Origin of the sequence: Tautonia plasticadhaerens, assembly GCF_007752535.1 — a bacterium.
Taxonomy (GTDB): domain Bacteria; phylum Planctomycetota; class Planctomycetia; order Isosphaerales; family Isosphaeraceae; genus Tautonia; species Tautonia plasticadhaerens.
Window position 1 is genome coordinate 4342095 of the sequence record NZ_CP036426.1, and the last position, 17191, is coordinate 4359285.

17 protein-coding genes are annotated in these 17191 nt (G+C 69.3%); 11 read left to right on the forward strand and 6 right to left on the reverse strand.

Going from position 1 to position 17191, the window contains the following annotated elements; genetic code table 11:
- Positions 1 to 4: 4 nt before the first annotated feature.
- From ElP_RS39745 to ElP_RS17515, 3 genes are all read left to right on the forward strand, one after another.
- On the forward strand, positions 5 to 835 hold the full coding sequence (locus ElP_RS39745) for a hypothetical protein (RefSeq protein ID WP_231749164.1): 831 nt from the start codon (positions 5 to 7) through the stop codon (positions 833 to 835).
- Positions 757 to 1116, forward strand: coding sequence for a DUF4268 domain-containing protein (locus ElP_RS40685; protein ID WP_261344449.1), 360 nt, complete (start codon positions 757 to 759; stop codon positions 1114 to 1116). The genes ElP_RS39745 and ElP_RS40685 overlap by 79 nt, the downstream gene beginning before the upstream one ends.
- 282 nt (positions 1117 to 1398) lie before the next feature.
- Complete coding sequence (locus ElP_RS17515) at positions 1399 to 1590, forward strand: hypothetical protein (RefSeq protein WP_145271425.1); 192 nt, start codon at positions 1399 to 1401, stop codon at positions 1588 to 1590.
- 166 nt (positions 1591 to 1756) lie between these two features.
- On the opposite strand, the gene ElP_RS17520 is transcribed toward ElP_RS17515, so the two are convergent.
- The gene (locus tag ElP_RS17520; protein ID WP_145271427.1) at positions 1757 to 2794 is read right to left on the reverse strand and encodes a methyltransferase; all 1038 of its coding nucleotides are present in this window, start codon (positions 2792 to 2794) and stop codon (positions 1757 to 1759) included.
- A 63-nt stretch (positions 2795 to 2857) separates the two neighbouring features.
- Complete coding sequence (locus ElP_RS17525; RefSeq protein ID WP_145271429.1) at positions 2858 to 4372, reverse strand: DUF2325 domain-containing protein; 1515 nt, start codon at positions 4370 to 4372, stop codon at positions 2858 to 2860.
- Between the two features lie 189 nt (positions 4373 to 4561).
- On the opposite strand from ElP_RS17525, the gene ElP_RS17530 reads away from it, so the two are divergent.
- On the forward strand, positions 4562 to 5881 hold the full coding sequence (locus ElP_RS17530) for a serpin family protein (RefSeq protein WP_145271431.1): 1320 nt from the start codon (positions 4562 to 4564) through the stop codon (positions 5879 to 5881).
- A 117-nt stretch (positions 5882 to 5998) separates the two neighbouring features.
- Entirely contained in the window at positions 5999 to 7936 is a 1938-nt protein-coding gene (locus ElP_RS17535; protein ID WP_145271433.1) for a DUF6807 domain-containing protein, read from the forward strand.
- A 53-nt stretch (positions 7937 to 7989) separates the two neighbouring features.
- Here the strand turns inward: ElP_RS17535 and ElP_RS17540 are convergent, their stop codons facing one another.
- Both ElP_RS17540 and ElP_RS17545 read right to left on the reverse strand, forming a co-directional pair.
- Entirely contained in the window at positions 7990 to 9024 is a 1035-nt protein-coding gene (locus ElP_RS17540; RefSeq protein ID WP_145271435.1) for a methyltransferase, read from the reverse strand.
- 234 nt (positions 9025 to 9258) lie between these two features.
- On the reverse strand, positions 9259 to 9783 hold the full coding sequence (locus tag ElP_RS17545; RefSeq protein ID WP_145271437.1) for a hypothetical protein: 525 nt from the start codon (positions 9781 to 9783) through the stop codon (positions 9259 to 9261).
- Positions 9784 to 9991: 208 nt separating this feature from the next.
- Here ElP_RS17545 and ElP_RS17550 point away from each other — a divergent pair, with 208 nt between their 5' ends.
- Both ElP_RS17550 and gloA2 read left to right on the forward strand, forming a co-directional pair.
- Positions 9992 to 10606, forward strand: coding sequence for a class I SAM-dependent methyltransferase (locus ElP_RS17550; RefSeq protein ID WP_145271439.1), 615 nt, complete (start codon positions 9992 to 9994; stop codon positions 10604 to 10606).
- A 70-nt stretch (positions 10607 to 10676) separates the two neighbouring features.
- Positions 10677 to 11063: an SMU1112c/YaeR family gloxylase I-like metalloprotein gene (gloA2, locus tag ElP_RS17555; protein WP_145271441.1), complete on the forward strand. Its 387-nt coding sequence runs from the start codon at positions 10677 to 10679 to the stop codon at positions 11061 to 11063.
- 380 nt (positions 11064 to 11443) lie between these two features.
- Here the strand turns inward: gloA2 and ElP_RS38295 are convergent, their stop codons facing one another.
- Positions 11444 to 11749, reverse strand: coding sequence for a hypothetical protein (locus tag ElP_RS38295; protein WP_197446143.1), 306 nt, complete (start codon positions 11747 to 11749; stop codon positions 11444 to 11446).
- 147 nt (positions 11750 to 11896) lie between these two features.
- Here ElP_RS38295 and ElP_RS17565 point away from each other — a divergent pair, with 147 nt between their 5' ends.
- The 3 genes from ElP_RS17565 to ElP_RS17575 all read left to right on the forward strand — a co-directional run bounded on the left by ElP_RS17565 (position 11897) and on the right by ElP_RS17575 (position 13872).
- Complete coding sequence (locus tag ElP_RS17565; protein ID WP_145271443.1) at positions 11897 to 12685, forward strand: class I SAM-dependent methyltransferase; 789 nt, start codon at positions 11897 to 11899, stop codon at positions 12683 to 12685.
- Positions 12685 to 13011 (forward strand): TfoX/Sxy family protein, encoded by a 327-nt coding sequence (locus ElP_RS17570; RefSeq protein ID WP_145271445.1) that lies wholly within the window; start codon positions 12685 to 12687, stop codon positions 13009 to 13011. Before ElP_RS17565 ends, ElP_RS17570 begins: the two co-directional genes overlap by 1 nt.
- Before the next feature lie 66 nt (positions 13012 to 13077).
- The gene (locus tag ElP_RS17575) at positions 13078 to 13872 is read left to right on the forward strand and encodes a plasmid pRiA4b ORF-3 family protein (protein WP_145271447.1); all 795 of its coding nucleotides are present in this window, start codon (positions 13078 to 13080) and stop codon (positions 13870 to 13872) included.
- A gap of 188 nt (positions 13873 to 14060) precedes the next feature.
- Here ElP_RS17575 and ElP_RS17580 read toward each other — a convergent pair whose 3' ends face one another.
- Positions 14061 to 15932 (reverse strand): hypothetical protein, encoded by a 1872-nt coding sequence (locus tag ElP_RS17580; protein ID WP_145271448.1) that lies wholly within the window; start codon positions 15930 to 15932, stop codon positions 14061 to 14063.
- Positions 15933 to 15944: 12 nt separating this feature from the next.
- On the opposite strand from ElP_RS17580, the gene ElP_RS41245 reads away from it, so the two are divergent.
- Positions 15945 to 17158 (forward strand): ISAzo13 family transposase gene (locus tag ElP_RS41245; RefSeq protein WP_390834704.1). Its coding sequence is split into 2 segments (ribosomal slippage): positions 15945 to 16422 and positions 16422 to 17158, totalling 1215 coding nucleotides; the frame shifts between segments, so codons are not numbered across the junction.
- Positions 17159 to 17191: the final 33 nt, after the last annotated feature.

The following is a 17191-nucleotide window of genomic DNA, read 5'->3' on the forward strand; positions in this document are numbered from 1 at the left end:
TCCGATGCCCATCTACGAGATTACCCCGTCGGCGATCCGCAAGCTCGGCGAGACGACGTTCGGCGCCGCCGGGATCAGGGAGCGGGCCGACTTGCAACGGTTGCTCCGCAGCAACATCGGGGTCGTCTCCCCGGACACCCTGGTCATCTCCGAGGAATTCGGCGAGTGGGAGGACTCCCGCCGCCGGATCGACCTGCTGGGGATCGAACGGGACGCCAACCTCGTCGTCATCGAACTGAAGCGGACCGAGGACGGCGGGCACATGGAGTTGCAGGCCATCCGCTATGCGGCGATGGTCTCGACCCTGACCTTCGGCAAGGTGGTCGATGTCTACGCCGACCACCTGCGCCGCATCGGCGAGCCGACCGACGCCCGGACCGCGCTGCTTGAGTTCCTCGGCTGGGAGGAGGAGGACGAGGACCTCTTCGCCCAGGATGTCCGCATCGTCCTGGCCTCGGCGGAATTCTCGAAGGAGTTGACCACCGCCGTCATCTGGCTCAACGACCACGGCCTGGACATCCGGTGCGTCCGCATGAAGCCCTACGACGACAACGGTCGGCTGCTGGTCGATGTCCAGCAGGTGATCCCCCTGCCGGAGGCCGCCGCCTATCAAGTCCAGGTCCGGGAGAAGGAGCAGCGCGGCCGCCAGGAGCGGGCCGAGCGGTACGGGATCAGGAGGCGGTTCTGGCAGGGCCTCCTGGCCCGCGCCTCGGCGAAGACCCCCCTGCACGCCAACATCTCGCCGGGCGAGTTCAACTGGATCGGTGCGGGCTCCGGGATGCGCGGCCTGGGCTTCAACTACGTCATCCGCCAGGAGGAGGGGACGGCCGAGTAGTACATCGACCGGGGCGCGGAGGAGGCCGAGGCGAAAAGCGTCTCTTCGATCGCCTGCTCGGGCAGAAGGAGGAGATCGAGCGGGCCTTCGGGGGCGAATTGTCCTGGCAGCGGCTCGACTCGAAGCGGGGCTGCCGGATCGCCCACATCGTCACCCTCGGCGGGTATCGGAGCGACGAATCGAGGTGGCCGGAAATCCAGGATGCCATGATCGACGGCATGGTCCGGCTGGAAAGGGCGTTGAAGCCCCAGATCGCCGCACTGAGGTCCGATTTCGCCTGACCCATGGGGCCGTCGGCCGCCGAGGGAGCGTGGATTCGTTCGCCACGATGCCCTCCGATGGAGAGATCGCCCCCGAAGCCGACGGACCTCTGGGACTCGGCGCTCAAGGCCCTCGAAGCGGGAAAGCTCTCCCGAGGTCAGCGTTGCCGACGGCGGCAGCCGGGACGGGACCGTCGGGGGCGCCCGCCGAGCCCCGGGACGGGCATGGGAGGGTATGACAGTTGCGGCCCAGGCCGCAGGACGGCCATCACCCGACCTCGACCATCGAAGAGGAGCGATCCCATGGGCGTCGATCCGGTCGCCAAGAAGATGTCGGAAGCCAGCGAGGACGTGGGGCTCGCCCCGCCGAAGAAGGGCGAGACGTTCCGCTGCTCCGAGTACGGGATGGAGATTCGCGTCACCGCCGACTGCCACTGCAAGGAGGGCGAGCACGTCCACTTCCACTGCTGCGGCAAGGAACTGGCCAAGGTCTGAGGGCCGGTGGCATCCGCCCCGCTACGCCGGGCAATCTCGCTCGAACTCCATGCCCGATGCCCCGGTATCTCCCGAGTGGGAACGATCGGGCGCAAGCTCGAACGGTGAGCCGGGCCATCGCCGAGTGCCGTCGAGGTCGGAGCGACGACCCGCCCCGACCCGACGGTCACACCGGCTCCCCCTCGATGACGCTCACCTCGACCGCCGTCGGCACGATCCGCCTCAGCCGGAAGCCGCCAGCCTCCAGGAGCCCCTGGAACTCTTCCTCGGTCCGCTCGACCCCGCCGTGGACCACCAGCATCGTCAGGTCCATCAGCTTGCCGAACTGCGGGGCGTTGCCCGGCTCGATCACTCGCTCCACGACCAGCAGCCGACCCGATTCGCCCATCGCCCGCCGGACGTTCCGGAGGATCATGACGGCCCGCTGGTCGTCCCAGTTGTGCAGGATGTGCCGCAGCAGGTAGGCGTTGGCCCCGCCGGGCACCGATTCCAGGAAGTCGCCGCCGACCACCCGGCATCGGCCCCCGAGCCCGGCCCCCTCGATCGCCTCGCCAGCCCGCTCGACCACCCCCGGCAGGTCGAACAGCAGGCCCCGCATCTCCGGGTCGCGCCCCAGGACCCGGGCCAGGGTGCCGCCGTTTCCCCCGCCGATGTCGGCCAGGACTTGGATGCCGGCGAAGTCGTAGACCTCCAGCATGGCCAGCGTCTTCCGGTCGTTCAGGGCCGTCATGGCGTCGTCGAAGGTCCGGGCCTCCTCCGGGTGCCCGGTGAGGTACTCGAAGTAGGTCTGGCCACTCAGGCGCTCGAAGGCCGGCTCGCCCGTGCGGATGCTGCCGATCAGGTCACCCAAGGCCCGGTAGAACGCCCCGCCCATCATCCGGGCCGTGGCCCGCTGCGAGCCGGGCACGTCGGACCGCATCAGGTCGGCCATCGGGGTCAGGCTGAACCGGTGGTCCTCCCCCTCGGCGAAGACCCCCAGGCTGGCCAGGGCACGCATCAGGCGGCAGAGGGACCGGGGGTGCGTGCCTGTTGCATCGGCAAGCTCCTCGACGCTGCGGGGGCCATCGGCCAGGAGGTCGGCGAGTCTGAGTTCGGCGGCGACGTGGATGGCCTGGGAGGCGAAGTAGCCGGTGATCAGCCGGGAGAGTTGGTCCCCGGGTGTGGGCTCAGACTCGTGCGTCGGCTTCTGGGAGTCTTCAGGCATGGGGCTCGCGTGCTGGAGATGATCGGGGCCGGTCCGTCAGTGATCGAAGTCCCAAATCTCTCATCACCCTCCACTCAGGCGCTCGCCGCACTGGTCGATGATCTGGGCGGCGACCTGATTCGGGCTGTATCCGCCCGGCAGTCTGACCAGGGGCTTGCCGTGCAGGTCGCAGTACCGCCTCACCTCACCGAAGGCGTGGCTCGACCAGCGGATCGCCAGCAGCACCAGGGCCACCTCAGGGCGGGCGATGGCCGGCTCGAAGGTCGAGACCGCCTGGTGCTCCTTCGTCTCGACCCAGATCAACTCCCCCAGACCCAGGGCGTCTCTCAGCGCTTCCCGGGCCTCCGGGCGGCACATCCCGCCGATCAGCACGACGCTCCGACCTCCCAACAGCCGGCGGGCCTCCAGGACCTCGGCAGTCGGCTCGGGGGCGACCGGCTCCACCGTGGGGGACGGGCGGGATGCCAGGTAGCGGTCGATCTCCCGCAGGACCAGGCGGAAACCCTCCGGCAAGTCGTCCCGGTCGGGCAGGTCGTCGACCACCGGCAGCAGCAGGTCCCGGAGGTCCTTGCTGCTGGGCGGCAGCCCCTCGGCGACCATCTCGTCCACGCTGCTGACGACCGCCTGCCAGTCCTGGTCGGCATCGCCATTCCGCCGGATGGCCTCCAGGTGCCGTCGGAGTCGCTCGATCCGGGGGCGATGCCTCAGCGCTTGCGGGTCGCCCCCGCCCTGGGCCTCGATGCGGGCCAGCAGGTCGGGCCAGCGGGCGGGGTCGGCCAGGTCGTCTGCCCGCAGGTGCCGCTTGATGAAGACCCGGTGCCGGGCGGCGGCATCCCGGACCCATTCGTAGGCCGCCAACTGGTCCGGGTCGTCGGGGGCCTGGAGGCGTTGGAGGGCCGACCGCACCGCCGACTGGGCCTCGGCGACGAGGTGCAACGAACGCTCGATGGCCCCCCGGCGGTCCCGGGAGCCCGCCGCCAGTGCCGATGCTTCTGCGAGCGTCTCGATGGAGCCGCCCAGGTCGTCGAGCAGGGCGATGTCCGGGGTTGGTGAGGAGTCCCCGGCTTCCATGAAGTAGAAGGCGTCGGCGAAGCGGTCGGCCCACTCGGCGACCTCCGGGTCTTCCGGTGTCTTCTCGCCTTTGGGATCGTCCCCGTCTCGAACTCGTCGCAGGCGGTCCGCCGCCAGGAGAGCCGCCTCGGCCTTGAGCCGGCAGCGGGCCTCGATCTCGCCGAGGACGGGGCCTTCGTCCAAGGCCGAGGAGATGGCCTCCCCGGATGGCGGATGGCGCTCCACGATTGCCCGGCGTGATTGTCCCAGCGTCAGTTCGTGGAGCGGCTCGGGCTCATCGGGGCGTTCGGATAGGACGGCTGGGGCCTCATCGGCATCCGGGAATGCTGGGGCCGGGTTAGGGTGGGAGCCCTCTGCCGGGACGGCCCCGGGGGGAGGCTCCTCGGTCGACGCCAGGATCGCCTGGGCCAGGGCTCGCAGGTCGGCGCGGAGTTCGGCGTCCTCGGCGGCGAGGGCCAAGAGGTGCCGGGCCTCGGCCTCGATGATCTTCATCTCCCAGCCCGGCATCGTTCCCTCCGGACCCCAGGGCCGGCATGAGGATCGGGGATGGTGCCCCGGCCCCCGCAGACGAGGCGGGACATCCGTGAGACCGCCCGTCGTCGAGCATAGCCCTGCGGTTTGACGACGGGAACGGGGGCGGGGACAATCGGCCCGTGGGGCGGATGCCCGGGGGCCCGGCTTCGGAGGAGGACCACCATGCCAACTTCTCATTCCAGCGATGCGTCCCATCGGGGGCCGATCCCCGTCGCCCGGCTGGCCCTGGTCCTCCTGGCCGGGCTCCTCGGGGCACTCCCGGGTTGCGCCCCGAGCGGGTCCATCGAGGCCAGCCAGGAGCCAGAGCAGCACCGAGGAGGAGGGGACGTGGCCATGAACGCCGATGTCCGCGCCGTCGTCGAGGGCAACACCCGCTTCGCCCTGGACCTCTACGCCCGGCTGGGGTCGGATCGGGACGACAACCTCTTCTTCTCGCCCGGAAGCCTCTCCACCGCCCTGGCGATGACCTACGCCGGGGCCGGGGGCCAGACCGCCGGGCAGATGGCCGAGGTGCTCCACTTCCGCCTCCCACCGGAGAAGCTCCATCCGGCCTTCGCCGCCCTGCAAGCGACCTGGGACGCCGATGCGGAGGGGGCCGGCTTCCGGCTGAGCGTGGCCAATCGGCTCTGGGGCCAGCGGGACTTCGACTTCCGGGACCGCTTCCTCGCCAGGACCCGGGAGCACTACGGGGCGGAACTGGCCCGGGTCGATTTCGCCCGGCAGGCCGAGCCGGCACGTCAGCAGATCAACGCCTGGGTCGAGGAGCAGACCGACGGCAAGATCGCCGACCTGATCCCGCCCGGCGTGCTGGACGCCATGACCCGGCTGGTCCTGACCAACGCCGTCTACTTCAAGGGCGACTGGGCCGATCCGTTCCGCAAGGAGGCCACCCAGGACGCCCCCTTCCATGTCTCGGCCGGCCGGCAGGTCGAGGTGCCGCTGATGCACCGGCAGGGCGACTACCGCTACTGGGCTGGCGACGGCCTCAAGGCGCTGGAACTGCCCTACGGCGAGGGCGACCTGGCGATGGTGGTCCTGCTGACCGACGACATCGAAGGGCTGCCGGGCCTCGAAGGACGCCTGACCGCCGACGACCTGTCCCGCTGGCTCTCAGGGCTACGGGAGCGGGAGGTCCGGGTCTCCCTGCCCCGCTTCACGTTGGCCTCGCAGTTCCAGCTTGCCGAGGTGCTGGGGGCGATGGGCATGCCCCGGGCCTTCATGCCCGGCGAGGCCGACTTCTCGGGCATGAGCAGCGAGGAGGAACTGTACCTGTCGGCGGTCGTCCACAAGGCATTCGTCGATGTCAACGAGGAGGGGACGGAGGCCGCCGCCGCCACGGGGGTCGCCGTGGGCGCGACCTCGTTCCGGGTCCCGGAGGAGCCGGCGGTGTTCCGGGCCGACCACCCGTTCCTCTTCCTGATCCGGGACAACCGGACCGGGAGCCTCCTGTTCCTGGGCCGGTTGGCGAATCCGGAGGTCTGATCGGCCCTTCGAGAGGGTGGTCGGCCTTCTGGAGGGAATTCGAATTCGAGGCCGGGTCCGCTGGAGCCACCCGGACCGAATGGCGCCGACTTGAATTCCCCACCGAGGCACACCTCCATGATCAACCTCTGGTGTCGATCCCTCTTGGTGATGCTCGTCCTGGCCCCCGTCCCGGGATCGGCATGGTCCGATGGCGACTCGACTGGATCGGATCAGGCCCGGGGGCCGAACCCCACGCTGACCATCGAGGGGGACCGCTTCCTCCTGGACGGCCGCCCGTTCTCCATGTGGGGCATCCGCACCGCCAGCGGCACCCAGGACGACGCCCAGTGCGACCATCTCGTCGCCCAGCTTGACGACTACAAGGCCCATGGCGTCAACACGGTCGCCGTCTATTACATGGGCTGCCGGGGCGGCAACTACGACCCCTTCTCGCCGGACGGGACGGCGATCGACCCGGGCCATCAGGAGCGGATGGAGCGGATCATCCGGGCCTGCGCCGAACGCGAGATGGTGGTCGTCGTCGGCCTGTTCTACCAGCACGCCCCCTTCGGCCTGCGGGACGCCGGTGCCGTCCGGGAGGCCGTCCGCACCGCCACCGAAGCCCTGGAGCCCTTCGGCAACATCATCATCAACATCGCCAACGAGCAGAACTCCGGCGGCTGGTCCGACACGGCGGCTGTCTTCGACTTCCGGGACCCCGAGCGGATCATCGAACTCTGCCGGCTGGTCCATGAGGTGGACCCGGGCCGCATTGTCGGGGGCGGCGGCTACGACCACGAGAAGAACATTGTCATCGGCGGGTCACCGGAGGTGGACGCGTTGCTGTTCGACACGGCGGGGCCGGACCCCGACTCGGGGGCGCTCTACGACCGGTTCGTGGCGGCGGGCGTCGAGGGTAAGCCGATCGTAAACGTAGAACTCTTCGGCGGCTGGACGGGCCAATTCGAGCGTGGCATCTTCCCCGAGGAGGTCCGGCGGGCCTACCTCCGGGAGGTCGAGGCCGCCGCAACCCAGCCCGGCCTGTCGGTGTTCTTCCACAACAACGTCTGGTGCCAGCAGGAACCAATGCGGTACGACCTGGCGGGCTCGGGGACGGAGGACGACCCGGGCATCCGCTGGTACTTCGAGGCGGTCCGGGAGGCGACCGGTCAGCCCGGGGACCGTCAGGCCGAAGGTGCTCCCGAGGCGCCGCCCGTCGCCTTCGAGGATCAGCCCGACGGCCTTCGGATGACCATCGGCGGGGAGCCGTTCGCCACCTACGTCTTCGAGCGGGGAGAGACGACCCGTCCATTTTTGGAGCACCTCCACACGCCGCGCGGGGTGCAGGTCACCCGCAACAACCCGCCGGTCGAGGGCGTGGACATCGCCGACCACCCGACGTTCCATCCCGGCCTCTGGCTGGCCTTCGGCGACCTGGGCGGGCCCGACTCCTGGCGGGACAACGACCCCATCCGGCACGCCGGGTTCGTCGAGGAGCCGCAGGGCGGGCCGGGCCGGGGCGACTTCGTCGTCCGGAATCGCCACATCAAGGGCGGCGAGGTCATCGCCGAGGAGGTCTGCCGGCTGACCATGCTGGTGCGGCCCGCCGGCAGGCTGCTGATCTGGGACTCGGAGTTCCGGCCCGTGGGCGGCACCCTGGCCTTGGGCGACCAGGAGGAGATGGGCCTCGGCGTCCGGCTCGCCACCCCGCTGGCGGCGGTCAACGGCGGGCGGATCATCGACAGCGAGGGGCGGGTCAACGAGGCCGGGGTCTGGGGCCGTCAGGCCGACTGGTGCTCGTACAGCGGGGAGGCCGGCGGCGATCGTGCCGGCATCCTGCTGATGCCCGACCCCGGCCATTTCCGCCGCTCGTGGTACCACGCCCGGGACTATGGCCTGCTCGTGGCCAACCCCTTCGGGCGCCGAGCCTTCACCGGGGGCGAGCCGAGCCGGGTGGTCGTCGAGGAGGGCGAGGCCCTGCGGCTGCGGTTCGGCGTCCTGGTCTTCGACGGCGAGCCCGACCCGGATGCGGCCTACCGGGACTTCCTGGAGCAGATCGGGCACGGAGGGTAGCCGGTCCTCGCCCGTCCGCTTGATCACAGGCGGGCGAGGACCGGACCTTGTGCTCAGGCCGCCGCCAGGCCGGCTCCCGCCCGCTCGGCCTCCACCAGGGCGACCGGCGAGCGCGTCGGCTGGACCCTCGCCAGGGCGAAGCCCGCCCCGGCCAGCAGCGCCCGGAACTCGGCCTCCGTCCGCTCCTTGCCGCCGGTCATCACCAGCATGTTCAGGTCGCCGAAGTGCCCGAACGACGGCCCCTCGCCCTCGCCCAGCACCGACTCGACCAGCAGCAGCCGACCGCCCTCGGCCATCGCCCGGCGGATGTTCTTCAGGATCGCCAGGCTCCGCTCGTCGTCCCAGTCGTGGACGACCCACTTCAGGACGTAGAGGTCGCCGCCCTCGGGGGCCGCCTCGAAGAAGTCGCCGCCGACCACCTGGCAGCGGCCCGAGAGCCCCTCGGCGGCCAGCCGGCCCGTCGCTCCCTCGACGACCTGCGGGGCGTCGAAGAGGACGCCCTCGGCCCCCGGGTTGGCCTTGAGGATCGCCGCCAGCAGGCCGCCGTGACCGCCGCCGACATCGACGACCTTGCGGTATGGGGCGAAGTCGAAGGAGTCCAGGACCGCCGCCTCGACGGCGGCCGAGCCGGCGGTCATGGCGTCGTTGAAGACGGCCGCATCCTCGGGGTTATTGGCGTAGTAGTCGAAGACGGGCATGCCGTGGATGTGGTCGAAGGCCGTCCGGCCCGTCTCGACGCTGTAGCGCAGCCCGCCCCAGGCCCGGTAGTGCTCGTTGCCCAGCACGGCCATGATCATGGCCCGCATCGAGCCGGGGGTGCCGGTGCGGAAGGTCTCGCCCAGGGGCGTCAGCGCGTAGCGGTCGCCGTCCCGCCGGAACACTCCGGCAGTGGCCAGCGCCCGGAGCAGCCGGGCCAGCGCGGGGGCGTGGGTGCCGGTGGCTTCGGCGAGTTCCTCGGCGGTGCGGGGCCGCTCGTGGAGGTGGTCTGCCAGGCCCAGCCGGGCGGCGGCGTGGATCGCCTGCGAGGCCCGGAAGCCGAGGATGACCTGGAGCATGCGGTCCTGGGGCGACGGATCGTCGGTGGCCATGGGCCCTCCGGGAGCGGGTCGGACCGGGGGCCGAGGCCCGCAGGCAGGCGGCGTCGGGGCGTCGGACCCGTGGTCGAAATTCGAAAGGTCGGGCAAGCTACCCGGGAGCGACCGGCCCGGCAAGGCCAACGAGCCGGCGTAGTCGGGGGTCGGCCCCGGGCCTCCCCGCCGACATCGGAGCCCCCCGGATACGCGATGAGGTGTGGTCGCCAGTCCAGCCGTATGGGGATTCCGTCACACGTCGGCCTCGAACGCCGCCGGGAAGAGTGCTCTGAGGTGGTCCCGGCTCTGTTCCCACGCCCGGCGCATCCCGGGGCTATCCCGACCGCCCCAACCGAACGCATAGTAGAACGGCGATCTCTTGCACCGGCGGCCCTCCGGCGTGCCGAGGAATGCCTCGATCCCCGGGCGTCCCCGGAATTCCAGGCCGGGGTAATAGGCCCCGCCGGCTGTCGGAAGGGTCGGGTCGATGACCATCCCGTCGGGGCGACAGACCCAGCCGTGCTCCAGGAGTTGGCCACCGTTCAGGACGGCGATGCCCTCGACGTAGGAGGCGTCGGCGTAGCCGACCAGCCCTTGGACGACCCGACGCGCGTTGAACCAGCATTGGCCGGGGACCGCGCCGATCAGCCGGTTGACCCGCACCGACTCGTCCACGTCCTTGCCCGTGATCCCGGTCATCGGCTGCCAACCCGTGAGGAACGCGACCTCCTCGTCCTCGACTTCCACCGCCTGATCCATCTTCTTCAACTGAGCCATGGTGCCCTCCTTGAGTCGGGCTTGATCGCCCCTCGGTCCGACGGAATAACAGAGTGGGTGTTGCCGATTTCCGATCGGAAATCGAGGATGACTCTCGACGGGCCCTGCTCGAAGAAGGAGCATCGCCGAAACGGGGCACCGGCTTCCGTCTGGACCTGGATGGCATTGCGGTGCCCGTCCTCCGACGCATAGACACACGGGGAGGGCGATGGGTCTCTACTCGCGCCACATCTTCCCCCGGCTGTGCGACCGGGCTATGCGGCGGCCCGACATGGCGCGGCTCCGGGGCGAGTTCCTGGCCGATGTGGGCGGGGATGTCCTGGAGGTCGGCTTCGGGACCGGGTTAAACCTGGAGCACTACCCCGAGCACATCCGGCGGATCACCGCCGTCGATCCCAACGCCGGCATGACCAAGCTGGCAAGGAGGAGGATCGACGAGGGCGGCATCGAGGTGGACCGGAGGGTGCTTGGAGGCGAGGCGTTGCCCTTCGAGGACAAGACCTTCGACTGCGTGGTGAGCACCTGGACGCTGTGCAGCATCGCCGAGGTCGGTCGGGCGCTGGCCGAGGTCTGCCGGGTGCTCAGGCCCGGGGGCCGGTTCCTCTTCCTGGAGCATGGCCTAGGCGACGATCCCGGCGTGCGGCGATGGCAGCGGAGGCTGACCCCCATGCAGCGGCGGCTGGCCGACGGCTGCCGCCTGGACCTGGATGTCGAGGCCGTCGTCCGGGGCCAGCCCTTCGGTCATGTCGAGGTGGGCCGCTTCCTGCTGGAGCGGACGCCCCGGCTGCTCGGCTCGATGTACCGGGGGGTGGCAAGGAAGTGAGCTTGCGGCCCCGACCGGCAACCGGGACCATCTCTCGGGGCACCCAGGACGATCGCCACGGGGCAGGATCATGAAGCTGCTGCGGACCCACCACGTCGCCGTCATCTGCTCCAATTATGCGACCTCCCGGCGGTTCTACGCCGAGACGCTGGGCCTGGAGGTCCTCTCGGAGGTCTACCGGGAGGCCCGGGGGTCGTACAAGCTCGACCTGCGTCTGCCCGACGGCACCCAGGTCGAGTTGTTCTCGTTCCCGGACCCGCCCGCCCGGCCCAGCTACCCGGAGGCGTGCGGACTGCGGCACCTGGCCTTCGAGGTCGCCGACCTCGACGAGGCCGTCGCCGAGCTTGCGGGCAACGGGATTCGGGTCGAGCTGATCCGGGCCGACGAGTTCACCGGCAAGCGGTTCACCTTCTTCGCCGACCCGGACGGCCTGCCGCTGGAGTTGTACGCGCGCTGACGCCATGAGGACCAGCCAGGCCCGATGCTGCCTCGGCGATCATGCCGAGACCGCAGAGGGATGGACCATGGGGACGTAGCCGGCCCGGATCGCCGCCACGGTCAATCTCGGGGTGTGGACATTGACGACCGCCCCCCTCGGTCGTGGAATCCGGTCCCGATATCCCCCCGGTGACCAGGCCATCAGGTGGCCGTCCCAGAGCAGATAGCCTCCTTCGTCCGGCGCCTCCGGGGCGACGAATACCCCGTCCGGCAAATCGTCCAGGTTTGCTTCGTAGGTCCGCTTCGCGCCACCGGGGCCGAGCCGGTCGGCGTGGAGACGGTCGTCGATCTCAAGGGCCTTGGGGATGTCGCCCGCCCATCGCCCCGGATTCCCCGAGGCTAGGCGTCCCGGAAGGCGTTGTACCTGGCCCGCTGGCATTCGGCACAGGGCCGGTGGCCAGCCGCCAGGCCGGTTGCCTCGTCGACGAAGAACAGTTCCGTGTACCGCCCTGGGGCCATGACCTGCCGGCAGCGGCCCTTGAACGCCAGCACGCAGAGAATCCACCGCCGCAGCGCCCAGGGCCGCCTGATCTGCCCCTTGGCGTCATGGAACACCCCCCGGTTGCCCATGAGCGTGCCCCGCGCGGGGACGGCGACGATCTCGCCATGCGGGGTGACCCGGTTCCGCCTCGGCATGCGTTCCACCCGACGTGACTCCGTGATCGGATTCGGCAGGGTACGACCGATACGTCGGGGGAGCAAGCGCCGAGGTTCCCCGTCCCATCGACGATTTGACCCGCCACTCGCCCGGGTGGAGAATCGGGGGGCGACGGGAATCCTCCGGGGACGACGATGGACGGCCACCGAGACATCCTGGACTACAACCGCCACGCCTGGGATCGCCAGGTCGAGCGGGGCAACCGCTGGATCGTGCCGGTCGGCCCGGAGGAGGTCGCCCGCGCCCGTCGGGGCGACTGGTCGATCGTCCTGACCCCGACCAGGGCGGTCCCCCACGACTGGTTCCCCCCCTTGTCGGGCCTCGACGTGCTCTGCCTGGCGAGCGGTGGGGGCCAGCAGGGGCCGATCCTCGCCGCCGCCGGGGCGAAGGTCACCGTCCTCGACAACAGCCCGAACCAGCTTGCCCGGGACCGCCTGGTCGCCGACCGAGAGGGCCTGGACCTGGCGCCCGTCGAGGGGGACATGGCCGACCTCGGCATGTTCCCGGGGGGGCGGTTCGACCTGATCGTTCACCCCTGCTCGAACGGATTCGCCCCCGACGTGCGACCGGTCTGGAGGGAGGCGTTCCGGGTGCTTCGGCCCGGCGGCACGATGCTCTCCGGCTTCGCCAACCCGGTGCTCTACCTGTTCGACGAGTTCGCCCGGGAGCGGGGCGAGTTCCGGGTCGCCCACACGATCCCATACTCGGACCTCGCCAGCCTCGGGGAGGAGGATCGGCGGCGGCTCGCCGATCGGGACGAGCCGCTGGCCTTCGGTCACACGCTGGGGGACCAGATCGGGGGGCAGATCGAGGCCGGTTTCGCCCTGGTCGGCTTTTACGAGGATGCCGACCCCGAATCGCTCCTGGGGGCGTATCTCCCGACGTTCATCGCCACGAGGTCGCTGAAGCCGGGGTCGTCGTGATGATCGGCGTCGATGAGTTACTGGAGCGCCTGAGCCCGCTGGGTGCCGTCACCAGCCGCCGCTTCTTCGGGGGGCACGGCATCTACTGGGACGGCCTGATCTTCGGCATCCTCCACGACGAGCGCCTCTACCTTAAGGTGGACGAGCAGTCGCAGCCGGACTACGTGGCCAGGGGCATGGGTCCGTTTCGGCCCGACGAGCGGCAGACGCTCAAGTCCTACTACGAGGTGCCCCCGGACGTGCTGGACGATCCCGAGGCGCTGCTGTCGTGGGCCGAAGAGGCGATCCGGGCAGCCCAGGCGACCGCCGAAGGCCCCGGTCGGTGATCACCGGGGATCGACCCGAGTCGAAATGGTGGCGCCGGACCACCCCTGGCATGACCGGAGGGAGACATGGCCAAGAAGAAGGCCGAGAAGCCGGAGACGAAATCCGATTTCCTCCGCAGGGTCCTCGGCAGGAACCCGGACCTCGACTACCGCCAGGTCAATCAGCGGTGGCGGAAGGCGGGCCATCCCGGCGAGATCAGCAACCCCCTGTACTACCTGATCCGCCGGGAACTGGGCATCCGGACCGAATGGGCCTGGGTCAAGCAACCTCCCACGGCGACCAGGGAACTCTTCCAGTTCAAGATCACCCTCCTGGAAATCCGGCCGCCGATCTGGAGGCGCATCCGGGTGAGGGATGGCACCCTGGACAAGCTCCACGAGCACATCCAGGCGGCCATGGGCTGGACCAACTCGCATTTACACCACTTCCGCATCGGCGGCACGCTCTACGGCGACCCCATGCTGATGGCCGAGAACTTCGGCGAGATGAAGTACCGGGATTCCACCACGACCCTGCTGAGCGCCATCCTGCCCCGGGACGACGGCCTGTTGTCCTTCGAGTACGAGTATGACTTCGGCGACGGCTGGCGGCACGAGGTCACCTTCGAGGGACGCCCGACCGCCGCGCCGGGGGAGAAGCACCCGATCTGCCTGGAGGGCGAGGGGGCGTGCCCGCCCGAGGACGTGGGCGGGGTCTGGGGCTACGCCGACTTCCTCCAGGCCATCGCCGACCGCGACCACGAGGAGCACGACGAGCTTCTGGAGTGGGCCGGCGGCACGTTCGACCCCGAGAAGTTCAGCCCGACGACGGCGACCAGGCGGATGAAGCAAGGGCTCCCGGACTGGCGGTCGATGCGGTAGCGGAGGTCACCGAGCCGGCCTCCTGGCAGTTGCGATTGCGACCCGCCCCCATGAGCCAAGCCAAGGTGGCATCTCCAGAGCAAGGCGACCGACTCGTACAGGGGTAAAATCGGGCCGCAAGGTCGTCATCCCCGGCGGCAGCCACGCCCCCTCCATGAGCGACCCGGCGGCCTTCCACGCCGAACTGCTCAGGTTCCCGGGGGAGTTGACGTGACGCAGGGGGCGAGCAGGGTGTAGACCGTCGCCTGGGCGTACCGCCTCCGGCCCTTGCCGAGGACCCCGGCGGCGACGAGCGCGTCGTGGATGGCCTTCGTCGTCTTCCCATTGCTTCCCGGGGCAAGCTGGGACTGCAACGCCTTGGAGATCGGAGCCTCTCCTCCGTTTGCCTCCAAGAGATTCACGATCGAGCGGACGGTCGCCCACCAGCGTTGCCGCTGATTGAGCCGCTTGGGCTGGTACGGCAACATTCGCTGCTCGATCTTTGTCCAGCCTGCCTCAATTGCCTGTTGTGTCGTAGGTGGCTCAACAAGTATAACTCTTTCTTCTTCTCTCCCTGGTGGGGATGAGGGGGTCGATGTCCGGCCTGATGAAGGAGCCCCCATCAAGGCCGGCAGGTCGATGGGGTTGCGGTACCGGCCGCTGGTGATCTTGGAACGCATCCTGGCAAGTCGGCCGCCGAAGTCTTCCTCGTTGGCGACGTGATTGACGATCCGCCGAACCTGGCCCTGTACGTCGCTGGCCTTGCCGTTCTGGAGCCGGGTGATGTACCCGTTCGACTTGGCCTCGGCCCAGCGGTAGACCAACTCGGCAGCTTCCACGGGTTCGAAGCCTTGGACGTGGATCAGGAACCGGCCAAGCTCCCGGCCTGCCCTGTCGATGCAGTCGTCGCAGGGCAGGCCGTTGATCGCCAGGTCTTGGACGAGGGCCAGCCAGTAGTGCCTCTCCTTCGCCTTCAGGTTCCCCACGTAGGCGATCCAGTCGGGCGGGGCGTCGGCCTTGCAGGAAGTACCCGGGCTCGGTGTCGAAGCCGGGGGTTGGTGGGTGGGCTTGGTGGCCACTGCTACGGACCCACCGGACCGCCAGCGGTCGATGTCCTTCCGGGTTGCTTTCATCCGGGCGTGGAGGTCCCGCCATGTCCTTACGCCGACAACGTGGTAGCTGGCCTCCTCGTACAGGTCCCGCCAATGCCGGAGCAGGCCCTCCAGCAGCGCGTCCCACTCGGGGGCGGGTGGGCCATTCAGGTACATCCGCATCTGATCCTGGAAGCCGGTCAGGAGCCGCCCGTCCGGGCCGAACGAGCAGAAGTCGAGCCCGAAGGGGAGGCGATGGGCGTGGTTGCCCCAGGGGTAAACCTCGGTCGTCGACGGGAGCCCGGAACTCGTGACGAAACGCCGGCCGGTGTCGACAGCGGTGGCAGATGGGACCAGCCGATCGAGCGGCAGGATGACGTGGAAACCGAGGCTCCTCGAACTGAGGCACCAGCGGGCCTCGGGGCCGAGGGTTGCGTGGAGGCGCCGGGCCTTGTCGAGCACCTCGACAGAGAGGCACGGCAGTTCGAGTATCGGTGGGTCCGGGGGGTAGATGTTGGTACCCTTCCAGACGGGGGTGATGCTAGGGTATCCCTTTCGGAAGGTGACGAGCGGCCTGCCGTGGTTGTCGAGGTCGATGGTGACGTTGCGGGTACGGGGGCCGTGCGGCAGCGCCAGCCAGTAGGCATAGCGGGGCCGCACGTTCGGCTTCCGCCAGACGGTGTGATACCAGTACCGGGCCTGGTCGAGGTGCCGCTCGACCCGGAAGCGGACCTTCCCACGGTGCTCGACGACGAGGGTCTTCCAGGACTCGTTGTGGCCCTTCCGCTCAACAATCGTCAGGTTGGACCTCCGGTCGCCGAGGCGCGGCCAGACGAAGTGGTACTGGTACAGGTCGAAAAGTTCCGGCTCGGCATCGGCGATCGGTCCGTGCTCGGCGGCGAGGGTGTCCCGGAGGTCGAGTTCCTCCTCATAGGGGATTGAAAGGACAAAACTCTTCCGTATCCTGAGACCTTCGCACCAGGAGATCAAGGAGATACGCAGATGCGGCCCAGCCCCGAGATGATCCCCGTCCTCATCGATGCCGCCAAGGCCCTCAAGGGCAGTCCGAAGCGAGTCTTCATGGCCAAGACCGTCGCAGCGATGGGGCGGGGTGGACAACGCTGGGCCCAGGAGCATCTCGGCTGGTGCCGGGAGACCATCCGCAAGGGCACGCACGAACTCCGCTCGGGCATGACCTGCGTGGACGCCTTCTCGGCCCGCCGTCGCAAGCCCGCCGAGGAGCACTTGCCCCGACTCCTCGATGACATCCGCAGCATCGCCGACGGGCAGAGCCAGGCCGACCCCAAGTTCCAGACCAAGGGGCTCTTCACCCGGATCAGTGCCGCCGAGGTCCGACGCCAGTTGATCGCCACGAAGGGCTACACCGACGAGGAGTTGCCCACCCAGCAGACCATCAACACCAAGCTGAACCTGCTGGGCTATCGCCTCTCCAGGGTGGCCAAGTGCCGCCCCCAAAAAGAGTCCCGCAGACCGATGCCATCTTCGATCAACTGAAGGCGGTCAACCCCGAGGCGGATCGGGCCAGGGGCACCCTGCGGCTCTCGATCGACGCCAAGGCGACGGTGCATGTCGGCCCCTTCTCACGGCGGGGCCGGAGCCGGACCGGCACGAAGGCGGCGGATCACGACTTCAAGCCCGTGGCGACGCTGACCCCCTTCGGCATCTTCCTGCCCGAGCACGACGACCTGTGGCTGTACATGGCCCGGTCGAAGGTCACCAGCGACTTCATCGCCGATCGCCTGGAGCAATGGTGGGAGGGCGTCCGCCTGCGGTTCCTGCGGGTCAAGACGCTGGTGATCAACCTGGACAACGGCCCGGAGAACCACAGCCGGCGGAGCCAGTTCCTCAAGCGGATCGTGGCCTTCGCCCGCAAGTATCGCCTGGTGGTGCAGTTGGCGTACTACCCGCCGTACCACAGCAAGTACAACCCGATCGAGCGGTGCTGGGGCGTGCTGGAGATGCACTGGAACGGGTCGCTGCTGGACTCGGTGGAGGCGGTGTTGGGATTCGCCCGATCGATGACCTGGAAGCGGAAGCACCCGGTGGTCAGCCTGGTGGAGACGACCTACGCCAAGGGGGTCAGGCTGAAGCCCGAGGAGATGGAGGCGTTGGAGGCCGAGGTGATCCGCCTGCCGTCGCTTGAGAAGTGGTTCGTGAAGATCCCTCGTAAGCGAGGCAGGCCACGGAAGACGTAGCTTCTTTCTGGTGCCATAGAGGGCGTACCACTC

Excerpts from the sequence above, each read along its gene's own strand:
- ElP_RS39745 (WP_231749164.1), top strand. The coding sequence starts at position 5 with ATGCCCATCTACGAGATTACCCCGTCGGCGATCCGCAAGCTCGGCGAG.
- ElP_RS17515 (WP_145271425.1), top strand. The coding sequence starts at position 1,399 with ATGGGCGTCGATCCGGTCGCCAAGAAGATGTCGGAAGCCAGCGAGGAC.
- ElP_RS17520 (WP_145271427.1), bottom strand. The coding sequence starts at position 2,794 with ATGCCTGAAGACTCCCAGAAGCCGACGCACGAGTCTGAGCCCACACCC.
- ElP_RS17525 (WP_145271429.1), bottom strand. The coding sequence starts at position 4,372 with ATGCCGGGCTGGGAGATGAAGATCATCGAGGCCGAGGCCCGGCACCTC.
- ElP_RS17530 (WP_145271431.1), top strand. The coding sequence starts at position 4,562 with ATGCCAACTTCTCATTCCAGCGATGCGTCCCATCGGGGGCCGATCCCC.
- ElP_RS17535 (WP_145271433.1), top strand. The coding sequence starts at position 5,999 with ATGATCAACCTCTGGTGTCGATCCCTCTTGGTGATGCTCGTCCTGGCC.
- ElP_RS17540 (WP_145271435.1), bottom strand. The coding sequence starts at position 9,024 with ATGGCCACCGACGATCCGTCGCCCCAGGACCGCATGCTCCAGGTCATC.
- ElP_RS17545 (WP_145271437.1), bottom strand. The coding sequence starts at position 9,783 with ATGGCTCAGTTGAAGAAGATGGATCAGGCGGTGGAAGTCGAGGACGAG.
- ElP_RS17550 (WP_145271439.1), top strand. The coding sequence starts at position 9,992 with ATGGGTCTCTACTCGCGCCACATCTTCCCCCGGCTGTGCGACCGGGCT.
- gloA2 (WP_145271441.1), top strand. The coding sequence starts at position 10,677 with ATGAAGCTGCTGCGGACCCACCACGTCGCCGTCATCTGCTCCAATTAT.
- ElP_RS17565 (WP_145271443.1), top strand. The coding sequence starts at position 11,897 with ATGGACGGCCACCGAGACATCCTGGACTACAACCGCCACGCCTGGGAT.
- ElP_RS17570 (WP_145271445.1), top strand. The coding sequence starts at position 12,685 with ATGATCGGCGTCGATGAGTTACTGGAGCGCCTGAGCCCGCTGGGTGCC.
- ElP_RS17575 (WP_145271447.1), top strand. The coding sequence starts at position 13,078 with ATGGCCAAGAAGAAGGCCGAGAAGCCGGAGACGAAATCCGATTTCCTC.